The sequence below is a fragment of the Pseudomonas sp. NFACC56-3 genome (assembly GCF_900100025.1).
Lineage (GTDB): Bacteria > Pseudomonadota > Gammaproteobacteria > Pseudomonadales > Pseudomonadaceae > Aquipseudomonas > Aquipseudomonas fluorescens_AA.
The window spans coordinates 37,205-51,413 of the sequence record NZ_FMTK01000018.1; the positions used below are offsets into that span (position 1 = coordinate 37,205).

The 14,209-nt window shown below is 62.7% G+C and carries 13 protein-coding genes; 9 read left to right on the plus strand and 4 right to left on the minus strand.

Annotation, left to right across the window (positions count from 1 at the left end):
* Positions 1–28: 28 nt before the first annotated feature.
* The gene (gene hslO, locus BLO80_RS21310) at positions 29–931 is read right to left on the minus strand and encodes an Hsp33 family molecular chaperone HslO (RefSeq protein ID WP_072409190.1); all 903 of its coding nucleotides are present in this window, start codon (positions 929–931) and stop codon (positions 29–31) included.
* 234 nt (positions 932–1,165) lie between these two features.
* Positions 1,166–1,570, minus strand: a complete 405-nt coding sequence (locus tag BLO80_RS21315) for an RNA-binding S4 domain-containing protein (RefSeq protein ID WP_092330049.1) — start codon at positions 1,568–1,570, stop codon at positions 1,166–1,168.
* A 253-nt stretch (positions 1,571–1,823) separates the two neighbouring features.
* Between BLO80_RS21315 and BLO80_RS21320 the strand changes: the two genes are divergently transcribed.
* Positions 1,824–2,288: a retropepsin-like aspartic endopeptidase RimB gene (locus BLO80_RS21320; RefSeq protein ID WP_175459534.1), complete on the plus strand. Its 465-nt coding sequence runs from the start codon at positions 1,824–1,826 to the stop codon at positions 2,286–2,288.
* Positions 2,285–3,190: a 30S ribosomal protein S6--L-glutamate ligase gene (gene rimK / locus BLO80_RS21325; protein WP_003196697.1), complete on the plus strand. Its 906-nt coding sequence runs from the start codon at positions 2,285–2,287 to the stop codon at positions 3,188–3,190. Before BLO80_RS21320 ends, rimK begins: the two co-directional genes overlap by 4 nt.
* 123 nt (positions 3,191–3,313) lie before the next feature.
* Here rimK and BLO80_RS21330 read toward each other — a convergent pair whose 3' ends face one another.
* Both BLO80_RS21330 and ompR read right to left on the minus strand, forming a co-directional pair.
* Positions 3,314–4,627 (minus strand): ATP-binding protein, encoded by a 1,314-nt coding sequence (locus BLO80_RS21330; RefSeq protein ID WP_092330038.1) that lies wholly within the window; start codon positions 4,625–4,627, stop codon positions 3,314–3,316.
* 114 nt (positions 4,628–4,741) lie between these two features.
* The gene (ompR, locus tag BLO80_RS21335) at positions 4,742–5,482 is read right to left on the minus strand and encodes an osmolarity response regulator transcription factor OmpR (protein ID WP_003196691.1); all 741 of its coding nucleotides are present in this window, start codon (positions 5,480–5,482) and stop codon (positions 4,742–4,744) included.
* 357 nt (positions 5,483–5,839) lie between these two features.
* Here ompR and BLO80_RS21340 point away from each other — a divergent pair, with 357 nt between their 5' ends.
* The 7 genes from BLO80_RS21340 (at position 5,840) to tauD (ending at position 14,174) form a co-directional block, all read left to right on the plus strand.
* Entirely contained in the window at positions 5,840–8,164 is a 2,325-nt protein-coding gene (locus BLO80_RS21340; RefSeq protein ID WP_092330034.1) for a Tex family protein, read from the plus strand.
* Positions 8,164–8,547, plus strand: a complete 384-nt coding sequence (locus tag BLO80_RS21345; RefSeq protein ID WP_092330031.1) for a PaaI family thioesterase — start codon at positions 8,164–8,166, stop codon at positions 8,545–8,547. Before BLO80_RS21340 ends, BLO80_RS21345 begins: the two co-directional genes overlap by 1 nt.
* A gap of 269 nt (positions 8,548–8,816) precedes the next feature.
* A complete protein-coding gene (gshA, locus tag BLO80_RS21355) occupies positions 8,817–10,400 on the plus strand; it encodes a glutamate--cysteine ligase (RefSeq protein WP_092330028.1) in 1,584 nt (527 codons plus the stop codon).
* A gap of 248 nt (positions 10,401–10,648) precedes the next feature.
* Complete coding sequence (gene tauA / locus BLO80_RS21360) at positions 10,649–11,626, plus strand: taurine ABC transporter substrate-binding protein (RefSeq protein ID WP_092330025.1); 978 nt, start codon at positions 10,649–10,651, stop codon at positions 11,624–11,626.
* Positions 11,627–11,651: 25 nt separating this feature from the next.
* Positions 11,652–12,446 (plus strand): taurine ABC transporter ATP-binding subunit, encoded by a 795-nt coding sequence (gene tauB / locus BLO80_RS21365; RefSeq protein ID WP_092330022.1) that lies wholly within the window; start codon positions 11,652–11,654, stop codon positions 12,444–12,446.
* Positions 12,443–13,282 carry a taurine ABC transporter permease TauC gene (gene tauC, locus BLO80_RS21370; protein ID WP_092330019.1) on the plus strand — a complete coding sequence of 280 codons (840 nt, stop codon included), beginning with the start codon at positions 12,443–12,445 and terminating at the stop codon, positions 13,280–13,282. The genes tauB and tauC overlap by 4 nt, the downstream gene beginning before the upstream one ends.
* Positions 13,283–13,331: 49 nt before the next feature.
* Entirely contained in the window at positions 13,332–14,174 is an 843-nt protein-coding gene (tauD, locus tag BLO80_RS21375; protein ID WP_092330016.1) for a taurine dioxygenase, read from the plus strand.
* Positions 14,175–14,209 lie beyond the last annotated feature (35 nt).

The window sequence follows — 14,209 nt, forward strand, 5'->3', positions numbered from 1 at the left end:
CCAGGAGATTTACCTGCGCTGAACCGTTTTAGTGTCGGGTATCTGACGGTGTGTCGACACCCGCACCGGCGAACAATTGAGCGATGTCCGCCGCGTCGAACAGGTAGCGCTCGTTGCAAAACTGGCAGTCGATCTCGATGGCACCGCCATGTTCGATCACCAGTTGCTGCGCATCTTCCAGACCCAGACTGACCAGCGCATTGCCGGAACGTTCACGAGAGCAACTGCATTGGAAGCGCAACGACTGGCCGTCGAACAAGCGTACCTGCTCCTCGTGATAGAGGCGATGCAGCACGGTTTCGTTGTCCAGGCTCAGCAGTTCATCGGCGCTCAGGGTGCTGGCCAGAGCGGTGATGTGTTGCCAACTGGCGTCGCGTTCTTCAGGGTCGCGAAGGCGATCGGCGGGCAGTTGTTGCAGCAGTAAACCGCGCGCGCGCCGCCCGTCGGCGTAGAGCCAGAACCGGGTATTGGTCTGCTGGGACATGACGAAGTAGTTGGTGAAGCACTCGGCCAGGGTCGCGCCGTCGAGATCGACGATGCCCTGGTAGCGCTTGCCATGGGTGGGGTCCACCGTCAGGGCCAGCACGCCGTTGGGCATCATGTCGGCCAGGGTCGCGTCGGGCGCGATCTGCTCGGCGTGATAACGGGCCAGGCCGCGGATTTCGCGCTCGCTGGAGCACTCGATCATCAGCAGCGGGACCGGCCCCTCGGAGCGCGCCTGGAGAATCAGCAAGCCATCGAACTTCAAGGTGCCCACCAGCAACGCCGCAGCCGCCATCAGCTCGCCGAGCAGTTGTGCGACCGGCTCCGGATAGGGGTGCTTGGCGAGGACTTCGGCGTAGCTACGCTCCAACGCCACCAGCTCGCCACGGGCGTCGCTGTCATCGAAGATGAAACGTTGGGTGTAGTCGGTATCCGGTAAATCAGTCATAGGATCTGGTATCTGAGGTGATGACAAATGATGGCGGGCATTTTATGGGCATTCAGGGTGGGTTCCAAGCAAGGCTTGGGTTTGCCTGACGGGAAGAGACCGATGACTCAATCCGAATGGTCATTGTGGCGAGGGAGCTTGCTCCCGCTCGGTTGCGCAGCGACCGTCAGATTTTGGGGCCGCTAAGCAGCCAGCGGGAGCAAGCGCCCTCGCCACGTGCCTTGCGCCAGCTTTTTATTCGTTATTGCTGCCATGAAACTTGAACAGGTCCCGGCGCTGCTTCTTGCTCGGCTTGCCATCGGTGCTGACCCCCAGGGCGCCGGCCTTGCGTTGCGCGGCGGCGGTTTCGCGCTTGGCGATGCTGGCTTCGGTTTCGCGATACAACGCCTGCGCTTCAGGTGCACCGCGACGCACGATCGACAGGGCCTCGACCACCACGGTCTTTTCATCGAACCCGGTGCGGATGACAAACTCATCGCCGATGCGGGGCTCCTTGCCCGGCTTGCAGCGCTCTCCCCGGTGATGGACCTTGCCGCTTTCGATGGCGGTCTTGGCCAGAGCCCGCGTCTTGTAGAAGCGCGCCGCCCACAACCATTTATCGAGACGGACCTTGTCGTCTTCTTCCTTTTTTTGTGCCACTGCAATTCCTCTTTCTGCCATTAGCCGGAACTGTACTACCGTTTTTGTCGAGCGCACGAATCAGGCCCGACGGATAGAATGCCCGCCAAACCGGCGTCACACCCATCGCTTCGGCCGGAATCGGTTACAAGCACACACAAGTGCGTAGATAACTGTCGCCATTTTGTGATTATTCTGCGTGAATACCGCGATTCGCGGAGTCCACGATCCGATGCACTGATCGCAGGTTTTTTTATTGAAGACTTTTGACCATTTGACCGTTGTCGGTCTGCGCGAGTGGGTGGCGCTCCCGGATCTGGGAGTCGTGGGCCTGCGGGCAAAAATCGACACCGGGGCCAGCACCTCCAGCCTGCATGCCACCGACATCGAGCCGTTCGAGCGCGATGGCCAAAAGTGGGTGCGCTTCACGGCGCACCTTGGCACGGTGGTGCAGTTGCGCCATCGCCGCTGCGAAGCCCCGTTGGTGGCGCGCAAGACCATAAAGAGTTCCAACGGCCACGCCCAGGTCCGCTACGTGATCAGCACCACGTTGGCGCTGGGTGACCGGGTCTGGCGGGTCGAGTTCACCCTCGCCTGCCGCAAATCCATGCGATATCGCCTGTTACTGGGTTCCAAAGCCTTGATCGACGGCCAACTGGTAGTCAATCCGGGCACCAAATATGTTCAAGAAAAGCCGGCATTCCCGGTGTCCACTACCTCTGCCACAGGTGTTGCATGAAGATCGCTGTGCTGTCGCGTAATCCGCGTCTGTATTCCACTCGTCGCCTGGTTGAAGCCGGGACCGAACGTGGCCATGAAATGGTGGTGATCGATACCCTGCGCGCCTACATGAACATCGCCAGCCACAAGCCGCAGATCCACTACCGTGGCAAGCCGCTGGAAGGATTCGACGCGGTGATCCCGCGCATCGGCGCATCGGTGACGTTCTATGGCTGCGCGGTGTTGCGCCAGTTCGAAATGATGGGAGTATTTCCCCTCAACGAGTCCGTGGCCATCGCCCGTTCCCGGGACAAGCTGCGCTCGCTGCAATTGCTGTCGCGGCGTGGGATCGGCCTGCCGGTCACCGGTTTTGCCCACTCGCCCGACGACATTCCCGACCTGATTGCGATGGTCAACGGCGCACCGCTGGTGATCAAGGTGCTGGAAGGCACCCAGGGCATCGGCGTGGTCCTGTGTGAAACCGCGACGGCGGCGGAGTCGGTGATCGAGGCATTCATGGGCCTGAAGCAGAACATCATGGTCCAGGAATACATCAAGGAAGCCGGTGGCGCCGACATTCGCTGCTTCGTGGTCGGCGACAAAGTGATTGCCTCGATGAAACGCCAGGCCAAGCCCGGTGAGTTCCGCTCCAACCTGCATCGCGGTGGTAGCGCCAGCCTGATCAAAATCACCCCGGAAGAGCGCATGACCGCCCTGCGGGCCGCAAAAGTCATGGGCCTGGCCGTGGCGGGCGTGGACATCCTGCGCTCCAACCACGGGCCACTGGTAATGGAGGTCAACTCCTCGCCGGGCCTGGAAGGCATCGAGACCACCACCAGCAAGAACGTGGCGGGGATCATCATCGAGCACCTGGAAAAGAATGGCGGGCCGAACATGACCCGGACTAAAGGAAAAGGCTAAGTCAACGTAACCCCCGTGGGAGCGAGCTTGCTCGCGAAAGCGGTACATCAGTGCCGAATCGGTTGACTGACGCACCGTCATCGCGAGCAAGCTCGCTCCCACAGGTTCCTGCAATCAGATCGATTACACCGCATCCCGAGGCAGCATCAGCCCCAACGGCAACCGCACTCGAGCTTCCAGCCCGCCACCGGCGCGATTGCGCAGCTCGACGTTGCCGCCGTGCATCGAGGCGATACGCTTGACGATGGCCAGACCCAGGCCCGTGCCTTTCCCACCCCGGGCGCGATCGCCTCGGGTGAAGGGGTTGAAAATGGCTTCCAGTTCCGAGGGGTCGATGCCGGCGCCACGGTCCATGACGCTCAGCACCACGTAAGGTGCGCTGGTGTCGCCGGAGACATAGGCCGCGACTTCGACGCCGGCGCCGGCATGGTTCAGGGCATTGCCGATCAGGTTGTTCAACAAGCGCTTCATCGACACCCGGCGCAACGGGAACGGCTGAATCGGTTCCAGGCGCAGGTGCACTTTCTCGTCGTTCTGGTTATAGGGCGCGACCACCTCCCGCACCAACTCGCTGAGGTCCACCTCTTCCACGGACTCATCACGGCCGTCGCGTATGAACGCCAGGAACTGGTCGAGAATCGCGTCCATGTCCTCGATATCGCGGACCATCTCGTTGGTCAGGTCGGTGTGCTCGCCCATCAACTCCAGCGACAACCGCAGCCGGGTCAAGGGCGTGCGCAGGTCGTGGGAGACGCCCGCCAGCATCAGCTCGCGTTCGCGCCCGGCCTGCTCCACATCCTCGGCCATCTGGTTGAAGGCGCGGTAGACCTCCGTCATCTCGCTGGGCGTATCGCTGATGGGCAGCCGCACGCTGCGCCCCTGGCCCAATTGGCGGGCGGCGTAGACCAGGCGTTTCAACGGTTGGTTGAGCTGGCTGACGAAGATCCACGCCGATGCCGTCGACAGCAGGCCGATGGCCAGGAACCAGCCGAGCACGTTCCAGATTTTCTGGCCGCGCAACGGATGCGGGTACAACGGCACTTTCAGCCAGCCATCCCCCAGGCTTGGAGCCCGGACCCAAAGCGCCGGCGGCGAGTGCATGCGCAATCGCACCTCGGTATCGGCGCCCAGTTCGGCCTGCATCTGGCGTTGATAGATCTCGCTGTAGGGCCAATGCTGCTCGCCCTCCGGCACGCCAGCACCGACGACACGGATCAGCGTCGCCGCCTCGGCAATTTTCGCCCGGTTGGTTTCGTCCGCCGCCCAATAGGCCCGCAGGGTCAAGGCAACGCCGTGGCTGTACTGCCGGTCCACGAGCACGTCTTCGTTCATCAGCAGGTACACCAACGTCAGTGCCTTGGAGAAGAGCACGACGATCAGCACCAGCCAGAGGGTGCGGGAGAAGAAACTCTGGGGGAACCAAACGGGGGTTTTCATGAATAACCGCTACACACTTGCAGGAGCGAGCGATGCTCGCACAATGACAGACCGCGAGTCGCCTGGAAGAAGACATTTCAACCGGCCAGGCCACCCGCTCCTACAAATCGCCGATCACTTGCTGGCGGCACCATCCGGCACGAACACATAGCCCACGCCCCAGACGGTCTGGATATACCGCGGCTTGGAAGGATCAGGCTCGATCATCCGGCGCAGGCGGGAAATCTGCACGTCGATGGAGCGCTCCAGCGCATCCCATTCACGACCACGGGCCAGGTTCATCAGCTTGTCGCGGGTCAGCGGCTGGCGGGCGTTCATCACCAGGGCCTTGAGCACGGCGAACTCACCGGTGGTGAGCATGTGGACCTCATCGCCGCGCTTGAGCTCACGGGTGGCCAGGGACAGTTCGTAGTCGCCGAAGGTCACGCTTTCATCTTCGCTGCCTGGCGCACCCGGCACCGGCGCCGACTGGCGGCGCAGCACCGCCTTGACGCGGGCCATCAACTCGTCGGGGTTGAACGGCTTGGCCAGGTAATCGTCGGCGCCCAGTTCCAGGCCCTTGATACGGCTCAGCTCGTCGCCCTTGGCGGTGAGCATGATGATCGGGATCTGGTTGTTGGCGCCGCGCAGGCGGCGGCAGGCGGTCAGGCCGTCTTCACCGGGCAGCATCAGGTCGAGTACGACCAGGTTGAATACTTCACGGGCCAGCAACCGATCCATTTGCTCGGTGTTCGGTACGGTGCGGGCGCGGTAGCCCTTGCTGACGAAAAAGCGTTCCAGCAGGCTGCTCAGCCCTGGATCATCGTCAACAATAAGAATTTTTTCGCCTTCAGCAGTTTGTGCAGTGCTGCTCATAGGAAGCTCCTTTGATCTCGGCGCGCATTATGGCCTAGCTGCCGTTATACGCACCGTGTGCATTGTTAGCAGATTTTTCCTCTATCTCCACAAATCCGGGTATCAAGCCTACAGACCATGTCCCCCCCTTCGGGACGGAACGCTGGTTATAATGCGCAGCCTTTTGTGCCAGGGAATGTCGGATCGTGATCCCGGCGTGCCATTTTTTCAGCCTTGGCCAGGCAACTTTTTGAATTTCGCGGGTCGACAGGCAGCCTTTTGACCCAGGCAGCGGCGCATGCCAGGCCGCTCAACCAGTCTCGCCGAGCCCGGTTTCTGTGGTGGCGAGCCTGATTTCACAATTTGTCAGGTGGTTTTATGGACAGCATCAACAGCCGCATCGCCGAGGAACTCGGTGTACGCCCACAACAGGTCGAAGCGGCCGTCGCGCTACTCGATGAAGGTTCCACGGTACCTTTCATCGCCCGTTACCGGAAAGAAGTGACCGGCAGTCTCGATGACACCCAATTGCGGCATCTGGAAGAACGCCTGCGCTACCTGCGAGAACTCGACGAACGGCGCATCAGCATCCTGGCCAGCATCCAGGAGCAGGGCAAGCTGACCCCGCAACTTGAACGCGACATCAAGCTGGCCGACACCAAGACTCGTCTCGAAGACTTGTACCTGCCCTACAAGCAAAAGCGCCGCACCAAGGGCCAGATCGCCCTGGAAGCCGGCCTCGGCGAGCTGGCCGACGGCCTGTTCAACGATCCGACCCTGGCCCCGGAAACCGAAGCCGCGCGCTTCGTCGACGCCGAAAAAGGCGTGGCAGACGTGAAAGCGGCGCTGGAGGGTGCCAAGTACATCCTCATGGAGCGTTTCGCCGAAGACGCCAACCTGTTGGAAAAACTGCGCAACTTCCTCAAACAGGAAGCCATCCTCAGCGCCCGGGTGATCGCCGGCAAGGAAGAGGAAGGCGCGAAGTTCCGCGACTACTTCGAACACGACGAACCGCTCAAAAGCATGCCGTCCCACCGCGCTCTGGCGATTTTCCGGGGTCGCAACGAAGGCATCCTCAGCTCCGCGCTGAAGGTCGGTGAAGAATTGCCCGGTACCATGCACCCGTGCGAAGGCATGATCGGCCAGCAGTTCGGCATCCAGAACCAGAACCGCGCCGCCGACAAATGGCTGGCCGAAGTGGTGCGCTGGACCTGGAAGGTCAAGCTCTACACCCACCTGGAAACCGACCTGCTGGGCGAGTTGCGCGACAACGCCGAGACCGAGGCGATCAACGTGTTCGCCCACAACCTGCACGACCTGCTGCTGGCCGCACCGGCCGGTCCCCGCGCCACCCTGGGCCTGGACCCGGGCCTGCGCACCGGTTGCAAGGTCGCGGTGGTGGACGCCACCGGCAAGCTGCTGGATCACGCCACGGTCTACCCGCACGTGCCGCACAACAAGTGGGACCAGACCCTCGCCGTGCTCGCCGCCCTGTGCGCCAAGCATTCGGTGGACCTGATCGCCATCGGCAACGGCACCGCCAGCCGCGAGACCGACAAACTGGCCACCGAGCTGATCAAGAAATACCCAGCCATGAAAATGACCAAGGTCATGGTCTCCGAGGCCGGCGCTTCGGTTTACTCGGCATCGGAACTGGCTTCCAAGGAGTTCCCCGACCTGGATGTGTCGATCCGTGGCGCGGTGTCCATCGCCCGTCGCCTGCAGGATCCACTGGCGGAGCTGGTGAAGATCGACCCCAAATCCATCGGTGTCGGCCAGTACCAGCACGACGTTTCCCAACTGAAACTGGCCCGTGGCCTGGACGCGGTGGTGGAAGATTGCGTGAACGCCGTGGGCGTGGACGTGAACACCGCTTCGGTGGCGCTGCTGGCGCGGATCTCCGGCCTGAACGCCACGCTGGCGCAGAACATCGTCACCCACCGGGACGAACATGGCGCGTTCAAGACCCGCGCCGCGTTGAAGAAAGTCCCACGCCTGGGTGAAAAAACCTTCGAACAGGCCGCCGGCTTCCTGCGGGTCATGAACGGCGACAACCCGCTGGATTCGTCGGCCGTCCACCCCGAAGCCTACCCGCTGGTGCAACGCATCGCCGCCCAGACCGACCGCGACATCCGCTCGCTGATCGGTGATGCCGCATTCCTCAAGCGCCTGGACCCGAAGAAATTCACCGACGAAACCTTCGGCCTGCCCACCGTCACCGACATCCTCCAGGAGCTGGAAAAACCAGGCCGCGACCCGCGCCCCGAGTTCAAGACCGCCGAGTTCCAGGACGGCGTCGAAGACCTCAAGGACCTGCAACCGGGCATGATCCTCGAAGGCGTGGTGACCAACGTCACCAACTTCGGTGCTTTCGTCGACATCGGCGTGCACCAGGACGGCCTGGTGCACATTTCGGCGTTGTCCGAGAAGTTCATCAAGGACCCGCGCGAAGCGGTGAAGGCTGGCGATGTGGTGAAAGTGAAGGTCATGGAAGTCGACATCCCGCGCAAACGTGTCGGCCTGTCGATGCGCATGAGCGACACGCCCGGCGAGAAAGTCGATGGCGCCCGTGGTGCTCGCCCTGGCTCGACGCCGCGTCAGTCGCAGAACACCGCGCCGCGCAAGGAAACCGCCACCGCGGCCCCGGCGAACAACGCCATGGCCTCGCTGTTCGCCAACGCCAAGCAGTTGAAGAAGCGCTGATGGACGTGCCGGCCGGGTTGGTGGAAAGCGCCTTCTTCAAGCTGCTCGGCTGCCGCTTGCAGAGCCTGGGGGACGGGGTGGCGCAAGTCGCCCTGGGCCTTGAGCCGCCGTTGCGCAACCGCGGCGGCAAGCTGCACGGCGGCGCACTGTTCAGCCTGGTGGACATCGCCATGGGCCTGGCCTGCTCCAGTGTCCATGGCTTTGACCAGCAGAGCGCGACCATCGAATGCAAGATCAACTACATTCGCGCCGTGTCCGACGGCGAAGTGCTGTGCACCGCCCGGGTCATCCATCCGGGTCGGCGCACGCTGGTGGTCGAAGCCGAGGTGATGCAGGGCGACAAACTGGTCGTAAAAGCGCAAGGCACGTTCGCTGTCCTATAGCTCCCTGTCATCGATTTGGGTTAATTTCGACGCCATGAATGCAGTGTCGGACTTTCCTGTGGGAGCGAGCTTGCTCGCGATAGCGCAGGGTCCGTCAAGATCAACGTTGCTGATCCACCGCCATCGCGAGCAAGCTCGCTCCCACAGTGGGGTTGCGGTGGCTAGCTTTTGGCACGAAAACCAGGCGAAAACGCCAGTTTTAACTTCACCCTTGTAGACCGTCTTGCCCACCCCCATATTGGGGCGACTGACGCGTGAAGGAATTCAACTTGAGCGACCTTTTAAACCGCCGCCTGGCCCTGCTCGGCGAGCGCGCCAACCTCTCCCTGCTCGAACAGTGCCTGCACGGCATCGAGCGTGAATGCCTGCGTGTCACGGACGATGGGCGCCTGGCGCAGACTCCGCACCCCAAGGCCCTGGGTTCGGCGCTGACCAACGAACAGATCACTACCGACTATTCCGAGTCGCTGCTGGAGTTCATCACGCCCGCCCTGGCCAACCCGGCCGATACCTTGCGCAGCCTCGACAAGATCCACCGGTTTGCCTACAGCAAACTGGGTGACGAGTATTTGTGGAGCCCGTCGATGCCGTGCCCACTGCCGGCCGAAGAAGAGATTCCGATCGCCTACTACGGCACTTCGAATATCGGTCGGCTCAAGTACGTCTATCGCAAGGGCCTGGCCCTGCGCTACGGCAAGACCATGCAGTGCATCGCAGGTATCCACTACAACTTCTCCTTGCCGGAAAAGCTCTGGCCGCTGTTGCGCCAGGACGAAGCCGCCGAGGTAAGCGACCGGGACTTCCAGTCGTCGGCCTACATCGCGCTGATCCGTAATTTCCGCCGCTACAGCTGGTTGCTGATGTACCTGTTCGGTGCCTCGCCGGCCCTGGACGTCGGTTTCCTGCGGGGCCGCCCGCACCAGTTGGAACAACTGGATCCGGACACCTTGTACCTGCCCTACGCCACCAGCCTGCGCATGAGCGACCTGGGTTACCAGAGCAACGCCCAGGCCGGCCTCACGCCATGCTACAACGACCTGGAGAGCTACACCGACAGCCTGCGCAAAGCGGTGGCGACGCCCTACGCGCCGTACGTCGAAGTCGGCACTCACCAGAACGGCGAGTGGGTGCAGCTCAATACCAACATCTTGCAGATCGAAAACGAGTACTACTCCAACATCCGTCCCAAGCGTGTGACCTACACCGGCGAGCGGCCGATCCAGGCCTTGATGGCCCGGGGGATCCAGTACGTCGAAGTGCGCTGCCTGGACATCAACCCGTTCCTGCCGATGGGTATCGACCTCACCGAAGCGCGGTTCCTCGATGCGTTCCTGCTGTATTGCGGCCTCAATGACAGCCCGCAGCTGGAAAACAACGAATGCGGCAACGCCACGAGCAACTTCCTGACCGTGGTCAAGGAAGGTCGCAAGCCAGGCCTGCAATTGCAGCGCCAGGGTCAAGCGGTGGACATGCAGGCCTGGGCCGTGGAATTGCTGGAAAACATCGCCCCGCTGGCTTCGCTGCTCGACCAGAGCCACGGTGGCGATGCCCATCGCCAGGCACTGGACGCGCAATTGGCGAAAGTCCGCGATCCGTCCCTGACGCCTTCCGCCCAGGTGCTGGCCGCCATGGCCGAACATCAGGAAAGCTTCGCCCAGTTCTCCCTGCGCCAAAGCAAGGCCCACGCCGAATTCTTCCGCGCCGAGCCGTTGCCTGCCCAGGAGCAAGCGACATTCGAAGAGACCGCACGCGAGTCGCTGGTCCAGCAAGCCGAGCTGGAGCAGAACGAGGTGGGGGATTTCGATGTGTTCGTGGGTTCCTACCAGGCGAGCATTCTGGCGATCAGTAACTGACCAGCCCTCTTTGGCGGGGATACTCTTGTGGCGAGGGAGCTTGCTCCCGCTCGGCTGTGCAGCAGTCGTGAAATGGGCCTGCTGCGCAGTCCAGCGGGAGCAAGCTCCCTCGCCACGGAGGCTTTAGTCGTTTCCGGATGTTTTTTTCGCAAATAAGCTAATTCTAAAAAGTTATTTATTTTTGAATTCTTAGATCATTTAGTCTCCTCGAACGCCGAACGTCCGGTGGCCTGTTGAGGAGATTTTCCATGTCTTTGCGTTTCCCCCTTCGCCTTCTCGCGGCCGCCTCCCTGGCCGTCACCAGCTTTTTTGCCCAGGCAGCCGACCTGACCGTCGCCTACCAGACCACCGTCGACCCGGCCAAGGTCGCCCAGGCCGACGGCGCCTATGAAAAAGCCACCCAAGCCAAGATCGACTGGCGCAAGTTCGACAACGGTGCCGACGTCATCACCGCCATCGCCTCGGGCGATGTGCAGATCGGCTACCTCGGCTCCAGCCCGCTGACCGCCGCCATCACCCGCAAGGTCCCGGTGGAAACCTTCCTCATCGCCACCCAGATCGGCGCCGCCGAGGCCCTGGTGACCCGCAACGGCTCCGGGATCAATACCCCGCAGGACCTGATCGGCAAGAAGATCGCCGTGCCGTTCGTGTCCACCGGCCACTACAGCCTGCTCGCCGCGTTGAAGCACTGGAACATCGACCCATCGAAAGTCACCATCCTCAACCTCGCGCCACCGGCCATCATCGCCGCCTGGAAGCGTGGCGACATCGACGCCACCTACGTCTGGGACCCGGCCCTGGGTGTGGCCAAGGAAAACGGCAAGGTGCTGATCACCTCCGCGGAGCTGGCCAAGTTCGGCGCTCCGACGTTCGACGCCTGGATCGTGCGCAAGGACTTCGCCCAGAAGCATCCTGAAATCGTCACAGCCTTCGCCAAAGTGACCCTGGACGCCTACGCCCAGTACCGCAAGGACCCACAGGCCTGGCTGGCCGATGCGTCCAACGTCGACAAACTGGTGAAACTCTCCGGTGCCAAGGCCAGTGATATCCCACTGCTGTTGCAAGGCAACGTCTTCCCCCTGGCGGCCGATCAGGTCGTAAGCCTCGGCGCTCCGACCACCAAAGCCATCACCGACACTGCCGCCTTCCTCAAGGAGCAAGGCAAGGTCGAAGCCGTGCTGCCGGACTACGCGCCTTTCGTCAGCGCCAAATACATCACCCAGTGATCGAACACTAAAAGGAGTCACGGCGATGGCCTTGCTACAGCTGGAGCGCATCAGCGCACAGTACCCCGGTGCGACGGACCCCGTGCTGGCGGACATTTCACTGACCCTGGGGCCCCAGCAGTTGCTGGTCGCCCTCGGCCCGTCCGGCAGTGGCAAGACATCGCTGTTGAACCTGATCGCCGGGTTCGTCGAGCCCAGCGCCGGGCAGATCACCCTCGACGGCACGCCGGTCAAGGGCCCGAGCGCCGAACGCGGCGTGGTGTTCCAGGACGATGCACTGCTGCCGTGGCAAGACGTACTGGCAAACGTTGGGTTCGGCCTGGAACTGGCCGGCATCCCCAAGGAAAAACGCGAGGCTCGCGCCCGGGAAATGCTTGCCCTGGTGGACCTGGCCGGTTTCGAGCGACGCCGCGTCTGGCAGCTCTCCGGCGGCCAGAAGCAACGCGTCGGCCTGGCCCGGGCGTTGGCGGCCGACCCGCGTGTGCTGTTGATGGATGAGCCATTCGGTGCGCTGGACGCCTTCACCCGCGAGCAGATGCAGGAACTGTTGCTGCAGGTCTGGCAACGCACCGCCAAGCCGGTGTTCCTGATCACCCATGACATTGAAGAAGCCGTGTTCCTCGCCACTGACTTGATTCTGCTGGCACCGAACCCGGGGCAGATCGTCGAGCGCCTGAGCCTGGATTTCGGCCAGCGCTACGGGGCCGGGGAATCGGCACGGTCGATCAAGTCCGACCCACGCTTCATCGAAACCCGCGAGCATGTGCTCGCCAAAGTGTTTTCCCAACGCAGCGCCACTCGACCCCAGGAGCGCGCATGAGCAGCTACGAAATTCCAGCCGTGGTCCGTGACGCGACGACCCGGCCCACGGCCAACGGTTTGAGCCCCCATCTGAGTACGCGTTGGATCAGCGGCTTGACCTTGATCGCGCTGCTGGCAGCCTGGTGGGCTGTCACCGCCAGCGGCCTGATCGAACCGCTGTTCCTGCCCCCGCCCTCGGCCGTGCTGCAAAAAGGCTGGCTGCTGGCGACCCACGGCTACATGGACTCCACCCTCTGGCAACACTTGGCCGCCAGCCTTGAACGCATCGGCCTGGGCCTGTTGTTCGCGGTGCTGACGGCGGTGCCGGTGGGCATCGCCATCGGCGCCAACCGCATCGCGCGCGGCGTGCTCGATCCGTTGATCGAGTTCTACCGGCCGATTCCACCGTTGGCGTACCTGCCATTGATCGTGATCTGGTGCGGCATCGGCGAGTTGTCGAAGGTGCTGCTGATCTACCTGGCGATCTTCGCCCCGATTGCCATTGCCACCGCCACCGGCGTGCGCACCGTCGACCGGGCCAAGCTGCGCGCGGCGCAATCGTTGGGCGCCACGCGGGCACAGTTGATTCGCCATGTGATCGTGCCCAGTGCCCTGCCGGATATTCTCACCGGCATCCGCATCGGCCTGGGCGTGGGCTGGTCGACACTGGTGGCCGCCGAACTGATCGCCGCCACCAGCGGGCTGGGATTCATGGTGCAGTCAGCGGCGCAGTTCCTGGTCACCGATGTGGTGGTGCTGGGAATCCTGGTGATCGCGCTGATTGCCTTCGCCATGGAAATGGGCCTGCGCGCCCTGCAACGCAAACTGGTGCCGTGGCACGGCCAGACACATTGATACCCAATGACCACGCCGACCATTCGGCGCCCAGACCGAGAACACTGCGATGAACCGCCCGACCATTACGCCTTTGAGCACCGCCCTCGGCGCGCAGATCGAAGGAATCGATATCCGCCAGCCGCTGAGCCAGGCCGACCGCGACACCCTCGAGCAGGCGCTGCTCGAACACCAGGTGCTGTTTTTCCGCGACCAGCCGATCGAACCGCCCCAGCAGGCGCGTTTCGCCGCGTATTTTGGCGACTTGCACATTCATCCGATCTACCCCAACGTGCCGGAGCAGCCTGAAGTCTTGGTGCTCGACACCGCCGTTACCGATGTGCGCGACAACGCCGTGTGGCACACCGACGTGACCTTTCTCCCAACGCCAGCCCTGGGTGCGGTGCTCAGCGCCAAGCTGTTGCCAGCGGTGGGTGGGGATACGTTGTGGGCCAGTGGCATCGCCGCCTACGAAGCCTTGTCGACACCGTTGAAACGCTTGCTGGCAGGCCTGACGGCAACCCACGATTTTACCCGGTCCTTTCCCTTGGAGCGCTTTGGCAACACCGCCGAAGACCTGGCGCGCTGGGAAGAGGCACGGCGGAAAAACCCGCCGCTGTCCCATCCGGTGATCCGCACCCATCCGGTGAGCGGGCGTCGCTCACTGTTCGTCAACGAAGGCTTCACGACACGGATCAACGAGCTGTCGGAAAGCGAAAGCGAGGCGATCCTGAAACTGCTGTTCGCCCACGCCACCCGCCCGGAGTTCACCCTGCGCTGGCGCTGGCAGGTCAACGACGTGGCGTTCTGGGATAACCGTGTGACCCAGCATTTCGCCGTGGACGACTACCGCCCGGCCCGGCGGGTAATGCACCGGGCGACGGTGTTGGGGGATGTGCCGTTTTTTCGCTGAACGCACCACTCACTTGTGGCGAGGGAGCTTGCTCC

Excerpts from the sequence above, each read along its gene's own strand:
- tauD (WP_092330016.1), top strand. The coding sequence starts at position 13,332 with ATGAACCGCCCGACCATTACGCCTTTGAGCACCGCCCTCGGCGCGCAG.
- BLO80_RS21345 (WP_092330031.1), top strand. The coding sequence starts at position 8,164 with ATGGACGTGCCGGCCGGGTTGGTGGAAAGCGCCTTCTTCAAGCTGCTC.
- hslO (WP_072409190.1), bottom strand. The coding sequence starts at position 931 with ATGACTGATTTACCGGATACCGACTACACCCAACGTTTCATCTTCGAT.
- tauC (WP_092330019.1), top strand. The coding sequence starts at position 12,443 with ATGAGCAGCTACGAAATTCCAGCCGTGGTCCGTGACGCGACGACCCGG.
- ompR (WP_003196691.1), bottom strand. The coding sequence starts at position 5,482 with ATGAGCAGCACTGCACAAACTGCTGAAGGCGAAAAAATTCTTATTGTT.
- tauB (WP_092330022.1), top strand. The coding sequence starts at position 11,652 with ATGGCCTTGCTACAGCTGGAGCGCATCAGCGCACAGTACCCCGGTGCG.
- BLO80_RS21340 (WP_092330034.1), top strand. The coding sequence starts at position 5,840 with ATGGACAGCATCAACAGCCGCATCGCCGAGGAACTCGGTGTACGCCCA.
- rimK (WP_003196697.1), top strand. The coding sequence starts at position 2,285 with ATGAAGATCGCTGTGCTGTCGCGTAATCCGCGTCTGTATTCCACTCGT.
- tauA (WP_092330025.1), top strand. The coding sequence starts at position 10,649 with ATGTCTTTGCGTTTCCCCCTTCGCCTTCTCGCGGCCGCCTCCCTGGCC.
- BLO80_RS21330 (WP_092330038.1), bottom strand. The coding sequence starts at position 4,627 with ATGAAAACCCCCGTTTGGTTCCCCCAGAGTTTCTTCTCCCGCACCCTC.